At 65.4% G+C, this 18,859-nt stretch carries 17 protein-coding genes; 10 read left to right on the forward strand and 7 right to left on the reverse strand.

What is annotated here, in order from left to right:
• The first annotated feature begins 1 nt into the window (after position 1).
• The 6 genes from U1769_RS05930 (at position 2) to ligM (ending at position 7,811) form a co-directional block, all read left to right on the forward strand.
• Entirely contained in the window at positions 2 to 1,564 is a 1,563-nt protein-coding gene (locus U1769_RS05930) for a class I adenylate-forming enzyme family protein (RefSeq protein ID WP_332713266.1), read from the forward strand.
• Between the two features lie 43 nt (positions 1,565 to 1,607).
• Entirely contained in the window at positions 1,608 to 3,767 is a 2,160-nt protein-coding gene (locus U1769_RS05935; protein ID WP_332713268.1) for a PQQ-dependent dehydrogenase, methanol/ethanol family, read from the forward strand.
• A gap of 97 nt (positions 3,768 to 3,864) precedes the next feature.
• On the forward strand, positions 3,865 to 4,737 hold the full coding sequence (locus U1769_RS05940) for an amidohydrolase family protein (protein ID WP_332713271.1): 873 nt from the start codon (positions 3,865 to 3,867) through the stop codon (positions 4,735 to 4,737).
• A complete protein-coding gene (locus U1769_RS05945) occupies positions 4,734 to 5,498 on the forward strand; it encodes an SDR family NAD(P)-dependent oxidoreductase (RefSeq protein ID WP_332713274.1) in 765 nt (254 codons plus the stop codon). The genes U1769_RS05940 and U1769_RS05945 overlap by 4 nt, the downstream gene beginning before the upstream one ends.
• Position 5,499: 1 nt before the next feature.
• Positions 5,500 to 6,264, forward strand: a complete 765-nt coding sequence (locus U1769_RS05950; protein ID WP_332713277.1) for a glutathione S-transferase family protein — start codon at positions 5,500 to 5,502, stop codon at positions 6,262 to 6,264.
• Positions 6,265 to 6,404: 140 nt separating this feature from the next.
• The gene (gene ligM / locus U1769_RS05955) at positions 6,405 to 7,811 is read left to right on the forward strand and encodes a vanillate/3-O-methylgallate O-demethylase (RefSeq protein ID WP_332713280.1); all 1,407 of its coding nucleotides are present in this window, start codon (positions 6,405 to 6,407) and stop codon (positions 7,809 to 7,811) included.
• A gap of 72 nt (positions 7,812 to 7,883) precedes the next feature.
• Here the strand turns inward: ligM and U1769_RS05960 are convergent, their stop codons facing one another.
• Both U1769_RS05960 and U1769_RS05965 read right to left on the reverse strand, forming a co-directional pair.
• Positions 7,884 to 8,816 (reverse strand): SDR family oxidoreductase, encoded by a 933-nt coding sequence (locus U1769_RS05960; protein ID WP_332713282.1) that lies wholly within the window; start codon positions 8,814 to 8,816, stop codon positions 7,884 to 7,886.
• A gap of 92 nt (positions 8,817 to 8,908) precedes the next feature.
• Positions 8,909 to 9,784, reverse strand: a complete 876-nt coding sequence (locus U1769_RS05965; protein WP_332713285.1) for a beta-keto acid cleavage family enzyme — start codon at positions 9,782 to 9,784, stop codon at positions 8,909 to 8,911.
• A 117-nt stretch (positions 9,785 to 9,901) separates the two neighbouring features.
• On the opposite strand from U1769_RS05965, the gene U1769_RS05970 reads away from it, so the two are divergent.
• Positions 9,902 to 10,723, forward strand: coding sequence for a helix-turn-helix transcriptional regulator (locus tag U1769_RS05970; protein WP_332713287.1), 822 nt, complete (start codon positions 9,902 to 9,904; stop codon positions 10,721 to 10,723).
• Here the strand turns inward: U1769_RS05970 and U1769_RS05975 are convergent.
• The 5 genes from U1769_RS05975 to U1769_RS05995 form a co-directional block, all read right to left on the reverse strand.
• Positions 10,716 to 12,110 carry an MFS transporter gene (locus tag U1769_RS05975; protein ID WP_332713290.1) on the reverse strand — a complete coding sequence of 465 codons (1,395 nt, stop codon included), beginning with the start codon at positions 12,108 to 12,110 and terminating at the stop codon, positions 10,716 to 10,718. The genes U1769_RS05970 and U1769_RS05975 overlap by 8 nt on opposite strands.
• Before the next feature lie 38 nt (positions 12,111 to 12,148).
• Positions 12,149 to 13,819, reverse strand: coding sequence for a GMC family oxidoreductase (locus U1769_RS05980; protein ID WP_332713293.1), 1,671 nt, complete (start codon positions 13,817 to 13,819; stop codon positions 12,149 to 12,151).
• 319 nt (positions 13,820 to 14,138) lie between these two features.
• Positions 14,139 to 15,005 carry a CmcJ/NvfI family oxidoreductase gene (locus U1769_RS05985; protein ID WP_332713295.1) on the reverse strand — a complete coding sequence of 289 codons (867 nt, stop codon included), beginning with the start codon at positions 15,003 to 15,005 and terminating at the stop codon, positions 14,139 to 14,141.
• Positions 15,006 to 15,026: 21 nt separating this feature from the next.
• Entirely contained in the window at positions 15,027 to 15,455 is a 429-nt protein-coding gene (locus U1769_RS05990) for an acyl-CoA thioesterase (protein WP_332713297.1), read from the reverse strand.
• Positions 15,452 to 16,120, reverse strand: coding sequence for a glutathione S-transferase family protein (locus tag U1769_RS05995; RefSeq protein WP_332713300.1), 669 nt, complete (start codon positions 16,118 to 16,120; stop codon positions 15,452 to 15,454). Before U1769_RS05995 ends, U1769_RS05990 begins: the two co-directional genes overlap by 4 nt.
• Before the next feature lie 279 nt (positions 16,121 to 16,399).
• Here U1769_RS05995 and U1769_RS06000 point away from each other — a divergent pair, with 279 nt between their 5' ends.
• Genes U1769_RS06000 through U1769_RS06010 form a run of 3 tightly spaced genes read left to right on the forward strand, consistent with a single transcriptional unit; the run spans position 16,400 to position 18,850 of the window.
• Positions 16,400 to 17,149, forward strand: coding sequence for a glutathione S-transferase family protein (locus U1769_RS06000; RefSeq protein WP_332713303.1), 750 nt, complete (start codon positions 16,400 to 16,402; stop codon positions 17,147 to 17,149).
• Between the two features lie 26 nt (positions 17,150 to 17,175).
• A complete protein-coding gene (locus U1769_RS06005) occupies positions 17,176 to 18,009 on the forward strand; it encodes a beta-etherase (protein WP_332713305.1) in 834 nt (277 codons plus the stop codon).
• Positions 18,010 to 18,028: 19 nt separating this feature from the next.
• A complete protein-coding gene (locus U1769_RS06010; RefSeq protein ID WP_332713308.1) occupies positions 18,029 to 18,850 on the forward strand; it encodes a glutathione S-transferase family protein in 822 nt (273 codons plus the stop codon).
• Positions 18,851 to 18,859: the final 9 nt, after the last annotated feature.

Raw genomic sequence — 18,859 nt, forward strand, 5'->3', positions numbered from 1 at the left:
GATGCGGTCGATCGACTATTTCGACCGCGGGCACGATCTCGATCCTGATCGGGCCTGCCTGATCGACACCGAAAACGGCGAGCGCCTGACCTTCGCCGAGGTAAAGGCGCTGACCGAGCGGATCGCGACCGCGATGTACGCGAAGGGTTTCCGGAACCAGCAGCCGGTGGCGCTGTACGGCCCGAACAGCGCGGCGATCATGGTCGCGCTGCTCGCGATCTGGCGCGCCAATGGCGTCTGGGTGCCGGTCAACACCCGCAATGCGATCGACGCCAATGCGGGCTATCTTTCCTATGTCCGCTGCGGCTGGCTGTTTTACCATTCGAGCCTGGCCGCCGACGTCGCGGCGTTGCGCGCTCAAGTGCCGACGCTCACGCGCTTCGTCTGTCTCGATCGGCCGTGGGGCGACGATTGCTCGCTCGACCAGTTCATTGCCGACACGCCGGCCGGCAACTTGCCGGACCCGTCCGATCCGTTCGGCAACCCCGACGATGTCGTCGGACTGTTCCCGACCGGGGGTACGACCGGACCATCCAAGGGCGTGGTGGTCACCAACCTGGGCTGGGGGACGATGCTGGAGACGCTGGGCGACGCGGTGGGCGGGCGAACCGCCGATCCGGTGTCGCTGGTGGTGGCGCCGGTGACTCATGCGGCGGGGCCAGTCGCGCTGGGCACGCTGGCGCTGGGGGCGACTCAGGTGATCCTCCCCGGTTTCGATGCCGATGCCGTGCTGCGCACCATCGCCGAATACCGCGTGACCCATATGTATCTGCCGCCGACGGCGCTCTACGGATTGCTCGCCTCATCCGAACTCGGCCGGCACGATACCGGCTCGCTGAAGATTTTCATTCTGGTCGGCTCGCCGGTGTCGCCCGAGAAGCTGCGGCTTGCGGTGGATAAATTCGGCCCATGCATGTGCCAGGCCTATGGACAGGTCGAATCGCCGATGATCACGACCTGGCTGCCGCCCGAGATCGTCGCAGCGGCGGCGGCGGGCGATCATCCGGAACGGCTGGCGAGTTGCGGCCGCCCGACCCGCTCGGTCCGCGTCGCGGTGATGGACGATGCGGGCAATCTGCTGCCGGACGGCGAACCCGGCGAGATCGTCGTGCGCGGGGTGCTGGTCTCGAAGGAATATTTCGAGCTGCCCGAGGCCACTGCCGAGGCGCGCCTGTTCGGCTGGCACCATACCGGCGATGTCGCTTACCGCGACGCCGACGGTTACCTCTTCATCGTCGATCGCAAGAAGGACATGGTGGTGACCGGCGGCTTCAACGTCTTCACCGCCGAGGTCGAGGCCGCGGTGACGGAGCTTGCCGCAGTCCATGAGTGTGCGGTGATCGGCGTGCCCCATGAAAAATGGGGCGAATCGGTCCATGCGATCGTCGTCGCCGACGGCCTGGATGCCGCGACGATCATCGCTCACGCCAAGGCACGGCTGGGAGGCGTGAAAGCCCCGAAAAGCGTCGCGTTCGTTGACTCGATTCCGCGAACCGCGGCTGGCAAGATGGACAAAAAGGCGCTCAGGGCCGCCCATTGGGGCGACGGGCGGATGGTGAATTGACCGGACGGGCACAAAACCGCCGGCCCCGAGGAGGATGCAGGTAATGAGAGTGAATGGGCGAAGCGCCAAGTTTGCGGCGTTGCTGGCCGGAGCCGCGCTGTCGCTGGCCGTCTCGGGATGCGGCGTCTCCAGTGGCGCCGGCAATGTGGGCGGGCCTCGTGCAGGCACTGTGGATGGCCAGCGAATCGCCGCCGGTGCCCCGGGCGAATGGCTGTCGACCGGGCGCACCTATGACGAGCAGCGGTTCAGCCCGCTGGCGCGGATCACCCGCAACGATGTCTCCACGCTCGGCCTGGCCTGGTCGGCCGATCTCGATACCGCACGCGGCCAGGAAGCGACGCCGCTGATGATCGACGGCACGCTCTACGTCTCGACGGCGTGGAGCATGGTGAAGGCCTATGATGCGCGCAACGGCAAGCTGCTATGGTCCTATGATCCGGAGGTGCCGCGCGAGACGTTGGTCAAGGCGTGCTGCGACGCGGTCAATCGCGGCGTCGCCGCTTGGGGCGACCGGATTTTCGTCGGCACGCTCGATGGCCGACTCGTGGCGCTCGACCGGACGACCGGCAAGCCCGCATGGAGCGTCGTAACCGTCGACCAGACCAAGAACTACACCATCACCGGCGCGCCGCGCGTGGTGGGCGGACTGGTGATCATCGGCAATGGCGGGGCCGAATTCGGCGCGCGTGGCTATGTCACGGCCTATGATGCCGCGACCGGCCAGCAGAAATGGCGCTTCTACACTGTTCCCGCACAGCCCGATACCGAGCCGGACGAGCCGGCCTATCTCAAGGCCGCGGCATCGACCTGGTACGGCGCCTATTGGAAGCAGGGCGGCGGCGGCACGGTATGGGATGCGATGGCCTATGATCCCGCGCTCGATCTGCTCTATATAGGGGTCGGCAATGGCAGCCCCTGGAACCAAGCCTATCGGTCGGAGGGCAAGGGCGACAATCTCTATCTGTCGTCGATCGTCGCGATCAAGGCGCGCACCGGCCAATATGCCTGGCATTATCAGACCACGCCGGGCGATTCGTGGGATTTCACGGCCACCCAGCATATCATGCTCGCCGATCTCGTGATCGACGGCACGCCGCGCAAGGTGCTGATGCAGGCGCCCAAGAACGGGTTTTTCTACGTGCTCGATCGCACCAACGGAAAGCTGCTGTCCGCGAAGAATTTCGTCCCCGTGAACTGGGCGACGGGAATCGACATGACGACCGGCCGGCCGATCGAGACGCCCGAGGCGCGCTATTACAAGACGGGCAAGCCGTTCATCGGATCGCCCGGCGCTACCGGAGCGCATAGCTGGCATCCGATGGCGTTCGATCCGAAAAGCGGCCTGGTCTTCATCCCCGCGAACCTCGCCGGCTTCCCGTACATCCCGGATCCGGCCTGGAAATCGGCCGCGCTGGGCTTCAACGTCGGCGTCGACATGGGCAAGGCGGCGATGCCCGCCATTCCGGCGGTGCGCGAAGCCGCGGCCGCCGCGACGACCGGTGCGTTGATCGCATGGGATCCGGTGGCCCAGAAGGAGCGCTGGCGCGTCACCTACAAGGGCCCGTGGAACGGCGGCATCCTGGCGACCGGCGGCGGGCTCGTCTTCCAGGGCAATGCAACGGGTGAGTTCGCCGCTTATTCCACCACCGACGGGCGCAAGCTCTGGTCGTTTCCGACTCAGACCGGCGTGGTCGCGGCGCCGATGAGCTATGAACTCGATGGCGAGCAATATGTCGCGGTGCTGGCGGGATGGGGCGGCGTGTGGGCGCTCGCGCCAGGCGTGCTGATCGACAAGAGCGGCCCAAGCCGCAACATCAGCCGGCTGCTGGTGTTCAAGCTCGGCGCGAAAGGCGCGCTGCCCGCAGCCCCGCCACTGCAGCAGATGCCGCTCGATCCGCCGCCATCGACCGCATCGGCAGCGGATATCGCCACCGGCGCCGATCGCTTCGGTCGCTATTGCGGCGTCTGCCACGGCGATGCGGCCGTGGGCGGCAGCCTGGTGCCGGATCTGCGCCATAGCGGGGTGCTCGGCGACGCCGCCATGTGGCGCAAGATCGTCCATGACGGTGCGCTCAAGGACAATGGGATGGTGAGTTTCCAGTCAGTGATGACGCCGGCCGAGATCGAGGCGATCCGCGGCTACGTCATCAGCCGCGCCAACGAGGACAAGGCGCTCGAGAAAGCGGCGGCCGAAAAACGCTGAGGAGGCGCTAAATTGTATCCAAGGCATACGAACGGTCGTATCGGATCACGCTAGGCCAACACCGCTGCATCTGGCGGCGGGATAAAAAGGAGAAGCCATGCCAGTCGATCCCAGCAAGGTCGTCGCGATCGACGTCCACGTCCATGCAGAGGTGTCGTGCCACGACCCCGAAGACCCGGTCATGGCGAAATATTTCGACGCGGCTTCCGCCTATTTCAAGGCGGATCGCAAGCGGCCGACCATCCCCGAGACGATCGCCTATTACCGCGCGCAGAACATCGCCTTCTGCCTGTTCACGGTCGATTGCGAGAGCGGCATCGGCGCCAAGCGCGTCAGCAATTACGAGATCGCGGAACTGGCGGCCGAGCATGACGACATCGTCATCCCGTTCGCGTCGATCGATCCGCGCAAGGGCAAATTCGGTGCCCGCGAGGCGCGCGACCTGATCGAGAATTTCGGCGTCAAAGGCTTCAAGTTCCACGGCATCATGCAGGATTGCCATCCGGCCGACCGCGTCGCCTATCCGATCTACGAAGTGATCGCCGAATATGGCCTGCCGACCATTTTCCACACCGGGCATTCCGGCATGGGCACCGGCATGCGTGGCGGCGGCGGCGTACGGCTGAAATATGGCCAGCCGATGCTGATCGACGACGTCGCGGTCGATTTCCCCGACATGAAGATCATCCTGGCGCATCCGAGCTGGCCCTGGACTGACGAGAGCCTGTCCATGGCGCTGCACAAGGACAATGTCTTCATCGACCTGTCCGGCTGGTCGCCGAAATATTTCCCGAAACAGGTGATCCAGTACGCCAACACCCAGCTCAAGCATAAGATGATGTTCGGTAGCGATTTCCCGCTGATCCGCCCGGAAAAATGGCTCGCCGCCGCGCAGGATGCGGGGTTTCGCGAGGAGGTGCTGCCGCTGATCATGAAGGACAATGCGATCCGCGTGCTCGGGCTGGCATGAGCATGGTCGCGGGGCGCCACATCCTGGTCACGGGCGCATCCTCGGGCATCGGCCTGGCGACGGCCAGGCTGCTGGCGTCGCGCGGCGCGAGGGTTTCGCTGATTGCCCGGCGGCGGGAGATGCTCGAGCAGGCGGTTGCGGGGATCCGCGACGCGGGTGGCACGGCGATGTGCTGGGCGGCGGACGTTTCCGATCGCACCGCGCTGCTTGGCGCGATCGATCAGGCCGAAGCGGCGCAGGGCCCGATCGACGGACTGTTCGCCAATGCCGGCACCGGCGGCAGCTTCGCGCCCTTCACTGCCTATGACGATGACGTCTTCGAAGCCGTGTTGCGCACCAATCTGACCGCACCCTTCTGGGCGATGAAACGGGTGCTGGCGGGCATGATCGAGCGGAAGCGCGGCGCCATCCTCGTCACCGGCAGCCTCGCGAGCGAGCGGGGCATGGGGCACAACCCCGCCTATGTCGCCTCGAAGCACGGGCTGCTCGGCCTGGCGCGGGCGGCGGCGGTCGAGGCGGCGCCGCATAATGTGCGGGTCAACTGCATCATCCCCGGCTTCATCGAGACGCCGATGCTCGATCAGCTGGGCGACGGGGCGCTTCAGGCGATGCGTAACCGTACACCGCAGGGGCGTGTCGGGACGGCTGAGGAGATGGCTGAGGTGGCGGTTTTCCTGCTGTCCGATGCGGCGAGCCATGTCACCGCGCAGAGCTGGGCGGTGGATGGCGGGATTCTGAACACTATTTCTGTTGGAGACTAGAATGGCGATCAAATATTACCACGCCGAGCCAGTGGCCAATTCGCTGAAGTCGATGATCCCGCTGAAGGAAAAGGGCCTCGATTTCGAGAGCGTCTATGTCGATCTTCACAAATTCGAACAGCATCAGCCATGGTTCGTCGCGATCAACCCGGAAGGGCAGGTGCCGGTGCTCGATCATGACGGGACGATCGTCACCCACACCACGGTGATCAACGAATATCTCGAGGACGCGTTTCCGGACAGCCCGCCGCTGCGCCCCAACACGCCGGCGGGCAATGCCCGAATGCGCTACTGGAACAAGTTTATCGACGAGCATGTGATGAACTTCGTCTCGATGCATGGCTGGCACAGGATGGTCGGGGTGATCGCGCGCGGGATCGACACCGGCGACTTCGCCAAGCTGGTCGAGCGCATCCCGCTCCACGAGCAGCGCGAGAAATGGAAGACGGCGCGCTCGGGCTTCAGCGAGGCCGATCTTGCCAACGCGACGCGCAAGATCGAAGTCGCGGTCGACAAGGTCGAGGCGCAGCTGGGCGAGAGCGAATGGCTCGCCGGCGACAGCTTCACGCTCGCCGATATCAATTTCTACGCGCATTGCGGAATGATGGTCGAGCGCATGTTTCCGGACATGGCGATTGCCAGCCGGGCGCCGCGCCTCGTGGAATGGCGCGATCGCATGACCGCGCGACCGGGCGTCGCCGCGTCGCTCGCCATGCCCGATCACACCGCCCCGGGGCTGCGGACCTGGACGGGACATGTGCGCTGACGGCAGGTCGCGGGCGAATTCGTTTGTCTCGCATACAAAAATTTGTATGACCGGCGTACCGAAACGTCGCCGCGCACGGTGCGCGCGACCTGAGCAATGCCCGCCGACCGTGATCACGGCGGACGACAAGGAGAGGACCGATGGCCCAACGCAGTCTCGAATCAGTGCTGGAACAGGCGGGCAACCCCGTCGAAATGCTGCGCAACTCGCAGCTCGGCGCTTATGTCTATCCCGTCGTCGCGCCCGAATTCCACAACTGGCGTTCCGAACAATGGGCCTGGCAGCATTCCGCCGTTCTGTTCGACCAGTCGCACCACATGGTCGACCTGTTCATCCGCGGCCGCGACGCGCTGAAGCTGATCAGCGATACCGCGATCAACTCGATGAAGGGCTTCGCCATCAACAAGGCGAAGCAGTACGTCCCGACGACGCAATACGGCCATGTCATCGGCGACGGCATCCTGTTCTATCTCGCCGAGAATGAATTCGTCTATGTCGGCCGCGCGCCGGCGGCGAACTGGCTGATGTTCCACGCCGAGACCGGCGGCTACGATGTCGAGATCGTCAAGGACGACCGCAGCCCGTCGCGCCCGATGGGCAAGCCGGTTACCCGGGTCAACTGGCGCTTCCAGATCCAGGGCCCGCGCGCCTGGGAGATCATCGAGAAGCTGAACGGCGGCCCGCTCGAGCAGCTCAAATTCTTCAACATGAGCGAGATGAATATCGCCGGCCGCAAGGTCCGGACGCTGCGTCACGGCATGTCGGGCGCGCCGGGCCTCGAAATCTGGGGGCCCTATGAGGAGCAGGAGGAAATCCGCGCGGCGATCCTGGAAGCCGGCAAGGAATTCGGCATCGTCCCGTGCGGCAGCCGCGCCTATCCGTCGAACACGCTCGAATCCGGCTGGATCCCCTCGCCGCTCCCGGCGATCTACACCGGCGAGAAGCTGAAGCCCTATCGCGAGTGGCTCGGCGCCGACAGCTATGAAGCGACCGGTTCGATCGGCGGCAGCTTCGTCTCCGACAAGATCGAGGATTATTACCTCAATCCGTGGGAGCTGGGTTACGGCCCGTTCGTCAAGTTCGACCATGATTTCCACGGCCGCGAAGCCCTGGAGAAGCTCGATGCCGCGACTCAGCGCCAGAAGGTGACGCTGGCCTGGAATGCCGAGGACATGGCGAAGATCTTCGCGTCGCTGTTCGATCCCGATGGCGAGCAGTACAAGTTCTTCGATCTCCCCCTCGCCAACTATGCCTCGTCCAACTACGACCGCGTGGTCGATGCCGATGGCCGTTCGGTCGGGCTGTCGATGTTCACCGGCTACAGCTTCAACGAGAAGAGCGCGCTCAGCCTCGCCACGATCGACCATGCGATCCCGGTCGGCACCGAGCTAAAGGTCGTGTGGGGCGAGCCCAATGGCGGCACCCGGAAGACCACGGTCGAGCCGCACAAGCAGATCGAGGTCCGCGCGATCGTGAGCCCGGTCCCCTATTCGCGCGTCGCGCGCGAAACCTATCAGGAAGGCTGGCGTACGCACGCGCCGGCCTGACGCCTGCGCTGCGGCCTGTCGCCATTTCGGCGGGCCGCAGCCGTCAGCTTTTCTCTGATATTGCGATCGTAATTATTCGGCCGCTTTCCCGTTCGCCTGATGCAAGGCGAGCTGTTCGTCGAACACCGGATTGCCGAGCAGGAACGGAATCGCCTCGGCACGCGCCTGATTGATCGGCTCGTCGGGGAAGGACGCCAGGATCGCGTCGAAGCGGGTGCGCATGCCGGGCGCGAATTCCGGATGCGTCAGGATATACAGGTCGTTGGCGCGAATGCCCGCCAGGACACGCTCGCCAACTTCGTCGGCATCCATCCACAAGGGTGAATTGGGGCGCTTCTCGAGCGCTTCCTCGCGCTCGCGATAGCCGCTGTCGCTCTTGAAGGCATCGGGGCGCAGCTCGCCCGACATCGCGATATTGCTCTGCACCGGGCCGGGCATGAACGCCGAGACGCCGATATTCTCCGCCGCCAGCTCGCCGCGGATCGCTTCGGACAGGCCAAGCACCGCAGCCTTCGCCGCCGTGTAGATCGCCGAATAGGAAATCGGGATCAGCGACGATTGCGAGGAGGTGGTGACGATCTGCCCGCCTTCGCCATGCGCCTTGATCCGCGGCAGGATGGTGACGAGTCCATTGATCACCCCGCCGAGATTGACGCCCATCCCCCAGTCCCAGTCGTCGTAGCGCGCATCGATCACCGGGCCCATCACGCCGACGCCGGCATTGCCGATCAGCAGATGGATCTTGCCGAAGCGCGCCTCGGCCTGATCGGCCGCACGGGCGAAGCCGGCACGATCGGTAACGTCGAGCTGAACCGTCTCGACCCGGTCATCGGCGCCAAGCGATGCCCGCGCCTCGGCCAGCGCGCTGTCACGGATATCGGCCACGACCACATTGGCCCCGGCGTTCACCAGCGCGCGCGCGATGCCCAGCCCGATGCCGTTCGCGCCGCCGGTAATGAAGGCGGTCTTGCCCGCCACATCGGCCATCGGTGCAGTCTGTGTCATGTCATTTCCTCAAAGGCCGCCGGCGGCGCTCGATCGACGATCCGCACCGTATTTTCGGATAGTGGCAGATGGTCTCTGGCGCGAAAAGCCCGTCAGCTCCTGAGGCCGAGCATCGCGCGCGTCTCGCCAACGCTGGCGACGTCCCCGCCGAGCCGGTCGATGATGTCGACACCCCAGCGGACGAGATCGGCATTGTCCTGCGCCTGCCGTCCGCGCCGCAGATACACCGTGTCCTCGAACCCGACCCGGATATTCCCGCCGAGCAGCACGGCCTGCGCCGCCATCGGGAAGGAGTGACGGCTGACGCCGAAGCCAGTCCAGCGCGCGCCGCGCGGAATCTGGTTCTTCGCGTACATCATCGCCTCGGGCGTGGCGGGCAGACCGTATTTGGTGCCCAGCACGAACGAGAAAGGCACGTTCTTCGGCAGAGCGCCCTTGGCCATCAGATCGTCGGCGAAGACGAAATCGCCGGCTTCGAAACACTCGATCTCGGGCATCACGCCGGCGTCCTGGATCATGTGGCCCATCTTCGTGATCATCGGATCGAGGTTGATCGCCACACCGCCCCACAGCTGCATGGTGCAGATGTCGAGCGTGCAGATATCGGGCTTGAGATCGAGGATATGTTCAAGCCGCCGCTCGGCGGTGAACATCAGCGTGCCGGGGCCGCACACCGCCGGATCTTCCTCGCTCTGCATCCAGGTGCAGCCGGGGCCGGTGGTGACGTTCAGGATCACTTCGTTGTTCTTCGCGCGGATCAGCCCGACGACTTCGCGATAATCCTCGAGCAGCTGCGAGGGCTCGCCCGTCTCGGGGTGCCGCACGTGCAGATGGATAATCGCCGCGCCGGCTTCGGCCGCCGCCAGCGCCTCGGCCGCGACATGATCCGGCCGGAACGGAAAATTCGGATGCGCCGGAATCTTTGCGCTACCGGTCACCGCACAGGTGATGAAGACCTTCTCGGCCAAGCTCGCTCTCCCTTTGGACGTCCGCTATGGTAGGGGCGTCGGGGAAGAGGCTGGCACATGCCGCGACGGCCGGAAAGGCCGCTTGCTCTGCCATTATTGAAAGTAACTGGATAGGCCATGGCGCATCGCGAAGAATTGACCCGCTTTCTGAAGACCGCGCGCGCCCGCCTGTCCCCCACCGATGTCGGCCTTCCCCCCGGCGAGCGCCGGCGGACGCGCGGGCTGCGGCGCGAGGAAGTCGCCACGCTCGCCGGGATGAGCGTCACCTGGTACACCTGGTTCGAACAGGGGCGGGACGTGCAGCTGTCAGTGCCGATGATCGAGCGGCTCGGCCGCACCCTGCGGCTCGACGGCAACGAACGCGAATTCCTGTTCGCCCTGGCGCAGCACCGGCCGCCCCCGCTCGAAACGCAGATCGACGAAGTGATCCGCCCGGCGACCCAGCATCTGATGGACAGCCTGTCGATCCCGGCGCTGGTCATCATCGAGGACTGGACGGTGATCGGCTGGAACGCCCTCGTCACGCGCACCTTCCGCGATTACGGCACCTTGCCCCGCAACGAGCGCAACCTGTTCCGCATCCTGATGCTGAGCGACCAGTATCGGGAGGACCCGGCGCATTATCGCGAGATGGCGCAGCGCCTGACCGCGCGCTTCAAATGGGATTACAGCCGTACGTCGAAGCCGGAGGTATTCGATGCCATCATCGCCGAAATGCTCGAACAGTCGGAGACCTTCCGCGAATGCTGGCAGGAATCGGAAATCCTGGCGCATTTCGAACATATCAACAACGCGACCATGCCCGGCCTCGAACATATCCGTTTCCGGCACACTTCCTATGCGGTCGAGGGCGCGCCGGGCCAACGCCTGATCCTGTTCGCACCGATCGATCCCGCCAGCGCCGAGGGCCTGGCCCGGCTCGCCGCCTCGGTCAGCTGAGCTCGGGCGCGGCGCGCAGCCGGTGGCCGCTCACTTCGGCGCCGGCATCCCGGGGCAGGCGTGCGAACAGCGGGATGGCCAGCGCGCCGATCGCCGCGAGCCCGAGAATCGCGACGCGATAATCGGCCAGCGTCTCCGGCCCGGCGCCGCGCGCGGCATTGAGCAGCAGCGCGGCGAGCGAGATGCCCATCGCCGCCGACAGCGCGTTGGCGAGGTTGTTGATGACCGTCGCCCCGCCCAGTTCGGCATCCTCGACATCGGCAAAGGACAGCGCCATCATCGCGGTGAAGGCGATCGACCGCGCCATGCCGACCACCAGCATCACGCCGCACAAGGTCCATAACGACATGTCCGGGCCGAGTAGCGCCAGTCCGGCGAACGCCGCCATCATCGTCGTCGTACCGAAAGTGAGCGCGACGCGGAAGCCGAGCGCGCGCAGCGCGCGTCCCGCGATCGGCTTCAGGATCAGGTCGCCCAGATTCTGCGCGAGCAGCAGGATGCCGGTGACGACCGGCGACAGGCCGAAGCCGACCTGGAAATAGAGCGGCAGCAGCAGCGCCTGGCCCATGAACGGCAGCCGCATGAGGAATCCCGCGCCGAACGCGATGCTGCGGAACGTCCGGTGGCGCAGCGCGACAAGCGGGATGAGCGGCGCCGCTGCCCGGCGCAGATGCCGCACCGCGACCATCCCGATGGCCAGCGCCGCGACGCCGATCGCGGCCGGGCCGTGCCACGCCGTCGGGTGCGCACCGAGCCGATCGAGCGCGAACACCGCACCCGCCAGCGCCGCCGCGACCAGCGCGAAACCCTTGCCGTCGAACACCCGCGGGGTGGTGGCCTTCAGATCGGGGATAAGCCGCAACACCAGCGTGACGCCGATCGCGGCGAGCGGCAGGTTGATGAAGAAGATGAACGGCCAGCCGGCCGTCGCGGTGATGAAGCCGCCGATCGGCGGGCCGATCACCGGCGCGATCAGCGCCGGCGTGGTGCTGATCGCCATCATCTGGACGAGATCGCGCTTCGGCGTCACGCGCAGCAGGACGAGATTGCCGACCGGCACCATCAGGCTGGCGCAGAACGCCTGGAGCGCGCGCGCCGCGACGAACGCCTCGAGCGTCGGGCTCATGCCGCACAGGAGCGAGGCGAGCGCGAAGCCGACGATCGAGGCGGCGAGCACGCGCCGCGTGCCCAGCCGCTCGGCGATCCAGCTGCTGATCGGCAGGAACATCGCGGAGACGAGCAGATAGGCAGTGATGCCGACGCCCATGTCGATCGGGTCGACCGCGAAGTCGCGCGCCATCGCCGGCAGCGCGGTGGCGATGACCGTGCCTTCGAGGATGGCCATGAACATCACCACCGCCACGATGAGCGCGATCGTTCGCGGCACGGGAGCGGTGCTGGACATCGGTGCGGGCGTGCGGGATTCTAGGATGCGAGCGCGGTGGGCAATTGCGTGCCGAGGATCAGATCGGCCGCGCGTTCGCCGATCATGATCGTCGCCGCATTGGTGTTGCCTGAGACGATCCGCGGCATGATCGAGGCATCGACGACGCGCAGCCGCTCGACACCGCGCACGCGCAGCTGGGGATCGACCACCGAGGCGGGGTCGGCACCCATCCGGCACGTGCCGACGACATGATAGAGCGTCGATCCGGCCATGCGCGCATAGCCGAGCATCGATTCATCGGTATCGCCGAAGGGATCACCATCGGAGGCAAGATAGGGCGTGATCGCCGGCTGGCTCATCACCTTGCGAATCAGTTTCACCTGCGCGACCGCGACTTCCTGATCGATCGGATCGGACAGGTAATTGGCGACGATCTGCGGATAGACGGTCGGATCGGCTGAGGCGATGTGGATATGGCCGCGCGATTCCGGACGGATCTGGCACGGCGTGCAGGTCAGCCCGGGCGTGCGCTCCAGATCGAACGCCTGGTGATCGTTCTGCTTCTGCAGATCGACCGATGCCGCCATCAGATGGAGCTGCACGTCGGGGCTGGCGAGTTCCGGCCGGGTCTTGGTGAAGGCGACGAGATGGGCGACCGCATAGCTCAGCAGGCCGGAGCGGTTGATCGCATATTTCGCGATCTCCTTCGCCAGCCCCCAGCCATGCGCCATCTGGTTGACGGTGCGGTGGCCCGGCTTCACCGCCCATTGCGCGCCGATCATGTAATGATCCTGCATATTCTCGCCGACCCCGGCCGATTCGTGCAGCAGGGCGATGCCATGTTCGCGCAGCACGTCGCCGCGGCCGATGCCGGACAATTCGAGCAGCTTGGGCGATTCGACCGCGCCGGCCGCCAGGATGACCTCGGCATTGGCGCGCGCGCGCACGATCTTGCCATTCTGTTCGAATTCGACGCCGATCGCCGTCTTGCCCTCGAACAGGACGCGCCGCGCATAGGCACGCGTTTCGATGCGCAGGTTGCGGCGCCCCTCGACCGGGTGGAGATAGCCGACGGCGGTCGAGCAGCGCTTGCCGTTGCGGGTGGTCAACTGGAACCAGGTCACCCCTTCCTGCTGGCGCGCGTTGATGTCCGGCGAATAGGGAATGCCAGCCTCGACACAGGCGTCGAGCAGCGCCTGGCTGACTTCATTCTGTTCGGGAAAGTCGGCGGTGTTCAGCGGTCCACCGGCACCGTGCACGTCGCATTCGCCGCGCTCCTGGTTCTGCGACCGGCGGAAATAAGGCAGCACGTCCTCATAGGACCAGCCTTCGCAGCCCATCTGGCGCCAGCCGTCATAATCCTCGGCCTGGCCGCGCACATAGAGCAGGCCGTTGATCGATGAGGAGCCGCCCAGCACTTTGCCCTTGGGCCATTTGTGCACCCGGCCGCCGGTCCCCGCGTCGGGCTGCGTCTCGTACATCCAGTTGACCTTGCGGTCGTTCAGCGTCTTGCCGAATCCGATCGGGGTGTGGATCATCACGTTGGACAGGAACTGGCGCGGCTCCTTCAGCGGCCGATCGTCGCCGCCCGCTTCGAGCAGCAGCACGCGGTTGCCGGGCAGGGCGGACAGGCGGTTGGCCAGGACGCAGCCGGCGCTGCCGGCGCCCACGACGATATAATCCGCCTCGATGTCGAACTGCTGTGCCATGTCATCCTCTTCCGATTTTTGAGGAGACTGTGCGGTCCCCTGCAGGGGCACAAGGACGCCCCCGCTTCTATCAGTCCGGCTACCCCTTATCGGAACAGTGGAGCGTCGATCGGTGCTCGCCGGCGCCAGAGTGGCGCGCGTCAATGCGATCAAACTTCCCCAAGATCTTCTTCCCCGGCGAAGGCGGGCGCCCGGTTGGAAAGGTTGAAGTAACTACGCGTAGCGCTTCGTCATGATCGTCCCCCGGCTGGGCCCCGGCCTTCGCCGGGGAGCAGCAAGAAGAAGTGCGTCCGTTGGCGCTGATTCGACGCGCGACGATCTAGGCAGTGAAATAGGCCAGCGCGCGAAACTCGTAGCTTTCGCGCGTATGGGCATCCGGCCGGCTGGTGTCGTGGAATGCGGTGTGCGGTGCGCGCCACGCGCGATCGTGATCGCTGTCGTGGAATTTGATCAGGATCACCTCATCGGCAGTCATGTCGGGGAAATAGCACCAGCGGTGCGCCGGGTTGTGACGGAAGATGGTGGCCGCCATCATCTCGTCCTCGCCCTCGATCGGCGCGAACAGCGCATCGCCTTCCGGGATCTCGTCGACATCCACCTTCACGTTCGGCACGCCGTCATCGTCGCCGACGCTGGCAAATTCGCACAGCGCCAGCGGCCAATCCTGCGGCGGCTCGGAAAAGGTGCGCCACAGGCTGAACGCGAGGAAGCGCTTGTAGCCGGGTCCGTCCGGGGCGGTCTTGTCGTAGATTGCCCGGGCGATGCGGTTCGCGGTCGGGGTGTTGAAATCGACATGCGCCTCGGCGGCGGGCGGCTGGATTCCCGCGCCCGAGATGACCGGCGAGCGCAGCTGGCCGCCCATCGGGACGACCAGGTCGCACCCGGTCAGTGCCTTGACAATGGTATCGACTTCAGCCGGGTAATCGCGCTTGAGTTCGGCCTGGTCGCGGAAATCCCGGATCCGGCTCGGCATCCGCGCGAGGCAGAAGCCATGGGTGTCCAGCGCCGGTGGCTCGGCCGCCAGCCGCGCGTTGCGGATGGTGACCGGATAGGGCTGATAGATGCCGGTGTTGAACTCCTTGCCCGGCGCCCAGAAGCGGCGGTTGATGCGGGAGGTCGGGATCAGATAGTCGATCGTCGTCTCGATCGCTGCCGGCGCCGTGCTTTTCGCCATCGTCGTTGCCATCATCGCTATCCTTTTTCTTTTTTATCGTTCGAACATCGCCCTTATCTCATCCGGGACGCGCTCCGCCTTCAGCCCGCCGGGCCGGTCCGGCGCGGGCACGGTCCAGACCCGCTTCTCGGTGCATTCGACGCACAGCACGCCATCCAGCAGCAGGCGGTGATCGATCGTGAAGCTCGCATTGCCGAAGGCCGGTGCGGCGCTCTCGATCGTCACGTCGTCGCCATAAGCGGTCGGACGAAGGAAGCGCGCCGACACGTCGACCATCGGGAAACCCGCCACGCCCAGCGTACGCAGCATGTCGCGCTTGCGCGGCAGGCCGGCCGCCTCGAACAGCAGGATCGTGCTTTCCCCGAACATGTCGAGATAGCGCGGCGCATAAACGATCCCGGCCGGATCGCACTGGCCCCATTCGATGCGGACACGGCGGCTGAGAAATGGGGTATCGGTCATGCGAGGATGTTCCTGCCTTGCCGGGTCGTTTTTTCCGCCATCTCCGCCGCGCTCGGCGGAGTCGGCACCATCAGCCCGCGCTGCACTGCCGGACGCGCGGCGACGCTGTCGAACCAGCGCTGCAGATGGGGAAAGCCGCTCATGTCGACGCCGGCCCAGTCGTGCCCGCGCACCCAGGGAAAGCACGCCATGTCGGCGATCGAATAGTCGCCGGCGAGATAGTCGCTGGTCGCCAGCGCGGTATCGAGCACGCCGAACAGCCGCTGGCTTTCGCGCACATAGCGATCGATCACCCTGGGCAGCTTCTCGTCGAAATAGCGGTTGAAGACGGTGGCCTGGCCCATCATCGGCCCCAGGCCGGACATCTGCCACATCACCCACTGGATCACGCGGCTGCGGCCCTTGGCGTCGGCGGGGAGGAAACGGCCGAATTTCTCGGCGAGATAGATCATGATCGCGCCGGATTCGAAGATCGCGAAATCGTCCGCGTCATGATCGATCAGGGTCGGGATGCGGCCATTGGGGTTGAGCGCGACATACCAGTCCTGCTTCTGTTCGAGATTGGTGAGCGAGATCGGCGTGACCTTGTAGGGTTCGCCCAGCTCCTCGAGCAGGATCGCGACCTTCCAGCCGTTCGGGGTCTCGGACGTCAGCAGTTCGAGCATTGGCACCTCTCTCCGGTTCGGCGCGCCCGGGCGGGCGCATGCACAGGCGGCCGCTTTCAACCTGCCCGGGCACCGCGCCGGTGAAGCAAAGGCGCGGGGCGACGGCAAGGCGATTGCTGGCGCTATCATCGCCAGTGACAGCCAGCACGAACGCCAGTGAGTGTGGGCGGGGCAGTTAGTCCCGCTGATAGTATAGGGACACGACTTGCGACACCGGCCCCGCCGGGCCACCAGTTTCGATAACGCGCAATCGCGCGACTGGATTTGGAGAGTCCAAAAATGTTGACGCTGTACAGCTTCGGCCCGGGGGCGAATTCGCTCAAGCCGCTGCTCGCCCTTTATGAAAAAGGGCTCGAGTTCACGCCGCGCTTCGTCGATCCGACCCGGTTCGAGCATCATGAGGACTGGTTCAAGAAGATCAATCCGCGCGGGCAGGTGCCGGCGCTCGATCATGACGGGCATATCATCACTGAATCGACCGTGATCTGCGAATATCTCGAGGACGCCTTTCCCGACGCGCCGGCGCTGCGCCCGCGCGATCCCGTCGCCATTGCCGAGATGCGGGTCTGGACCAAATGGGTCGATGAATATTTCTGCTGGTGCGTCTCGACGCTCGGGTGGGAACGGATGATCGGGCCGATGGCGCGCAAGCTTTCCGATGCCGAATTCGAGGACAAGGTCGCGCGCATCCCGGTCGCGGAGCAGCGCGTCAAATGGCGCAATGCGCGTGCCGGTTTCCCCAAGGAGGTGCTGGACGAGGAGATGCGCAAAGTGCGTTTCTCGGTCGATCGGCTGGAAGCCCGACTGGCGACGAGCGAGTGGCTCGCCGGCGACACCTATACCCTGGCCGACATCTGCAATTTCGCCATCGCCAACGGCATGCAGTTCGGCTTCGCCGAAGTCGTCAACAAGGAGGCGACGCCGCATCTGCTCGCCTGGATCGAACGGATCAACGCGCGGCCCGCCGCGCAGGAGATGTTCGCCCGGTCGAAGAGCGAAATGGCGCCGCGCCAGCCCGCCACTGCCTGAATCACCGCATCCGGAAAGCCGAAGCCATGGCCGATAACAACCGCATCACTCTCTACGATCTCCAGCTTGCCTCGGGCTGCACGATCAGCCCGTTCGTCTGGCGCACCAAATATGCGCTCGCGCACAAGGGCTTCGACATCGATATCGTGCCCGGCGGGTTCACCGGCATCCTCGATCGCACGGACGGCCGGTCCGAACGGCTCCCCGCGATCGTCGACGGCAAGGAATGGGTGCTCGATAGCTGGGTAATCGCCGAATATCTCGACGAGAAATATCCCGATCGGCCGATGCTGTTCGAAGGGCCCAGCATGAAGGTGCTGACGAAGTTCATCGATGCGTGGCTGTGGCGCACCGCGATCGGGCCGTGGTTCCGATGCTACATCCTGGATTACCACAATCTGTCGCTGCCGCAGGACCATGAATATGTCCGCACCACGCGCGAGAACATCTTCCTCGGCGGCCAGAAGCTCGAAGACGTCCAGGCGGGGCGCGAGGAGCGCCTCCCGCTGGTGCCGCCGACGCTGGAGCCGCTGCGCCAGCTGCTGCGCGAGACGAAATGGCTCGGCGGCGACAAGCCCAATTTCGCCGATTATACCGCGCTCGCCACGTTCCTGTGGACCGGATCCGTCGCGACCACGCCGCCGCTCACCGCGGACGATCCGCTGCGCGACTGGCTCGATCGCGGGTTCGATCTCTATGACGGGCTGGGCCGGCATCCGGGCATGCACAGCCTGTTCGGGCTGGAGTTGCGCGAGGGCGATCCCGAGCCGTTCCTGAAACAGGGGACCGGCACGGCGCCGGCGCCGGTCAATCGCGGCGCGGGAACCACGCCGCTGCCCGAGCCGGTCAAGGCGGCGTGACGAAAGCGAGGATCGAGCGATGAGCTGGAACGACGAGCCCGCGGGCGGGCAGCTGCGCATGTATCACATTCCGGGCTGCCCCTTTTCCGAACGGGTCGAACTGCTGCTCGATCTCAAGGGCCTGGATCACATCATGGCCGATCACGAGATCGACATCTCCAAGCCGCGCCCGGACTGGCTGTTGCGCAAGACCCGCGGCACCACCGCGCTTCCCGCGCTGGAGCTGGAAAATGGCGAGACGCTGAAGGAGAGCATGGTGATCATGCGCTATTTCGAGGATCGCTTCCCCGAGCGGCCGGTCGCGCGGCGCGATCCGTACGAACATGCCGTCGAATCGATGCTGTGCGCCACCGACGGCCAGTTCACCGGCGCGGGCTATCGCATGATCCTCAACCGCGACGCGACGAAGCGCGACGAGCATGCTGCCGAAGTCGATGCGCAATATGCCCGGCTCGACGATTTCCTGTCCTATTATGCGCCGGACGGGGATTTCCTGTTCGACAGCTTCGGCTGGGCCGAGGTGGCGTTCGCGCCGATGTTCAAGCGGCTGCAGTTCCTGGAATATTACGAAGCCTATCAGGTGCCGCAGCAGCTGACCCGCGTGCTGCGCTGGCGCGATGCGTGCCTGGCGCATCCCGTCGTCGGGCGGCACCATGGGCACCGCGAGCTGATGACGCTCTATTATGATTATACCCAGGGCGGCGGAAACGGGCGCATCCCGGAGGGGCGCACCATATCCAGCTTCACGCTCGATCCGCCGTGGAGCGAACGACCGATGCCGCCACGCGAAAAATGGGGTATCCCGGCGACCGATGCGGCGCTGGGGCTGATCCCCGCCTGATTTCCCTTT

The organism is Parasphingomonas zepuensis, from assembly GCF_036663735.1.
Taxonomy (GTDB): Bacteria; Pseudomonadota; Alphaproteobacteria; order Sphingomonadales; family Sphingomonadaceae; genus Sphingomonas.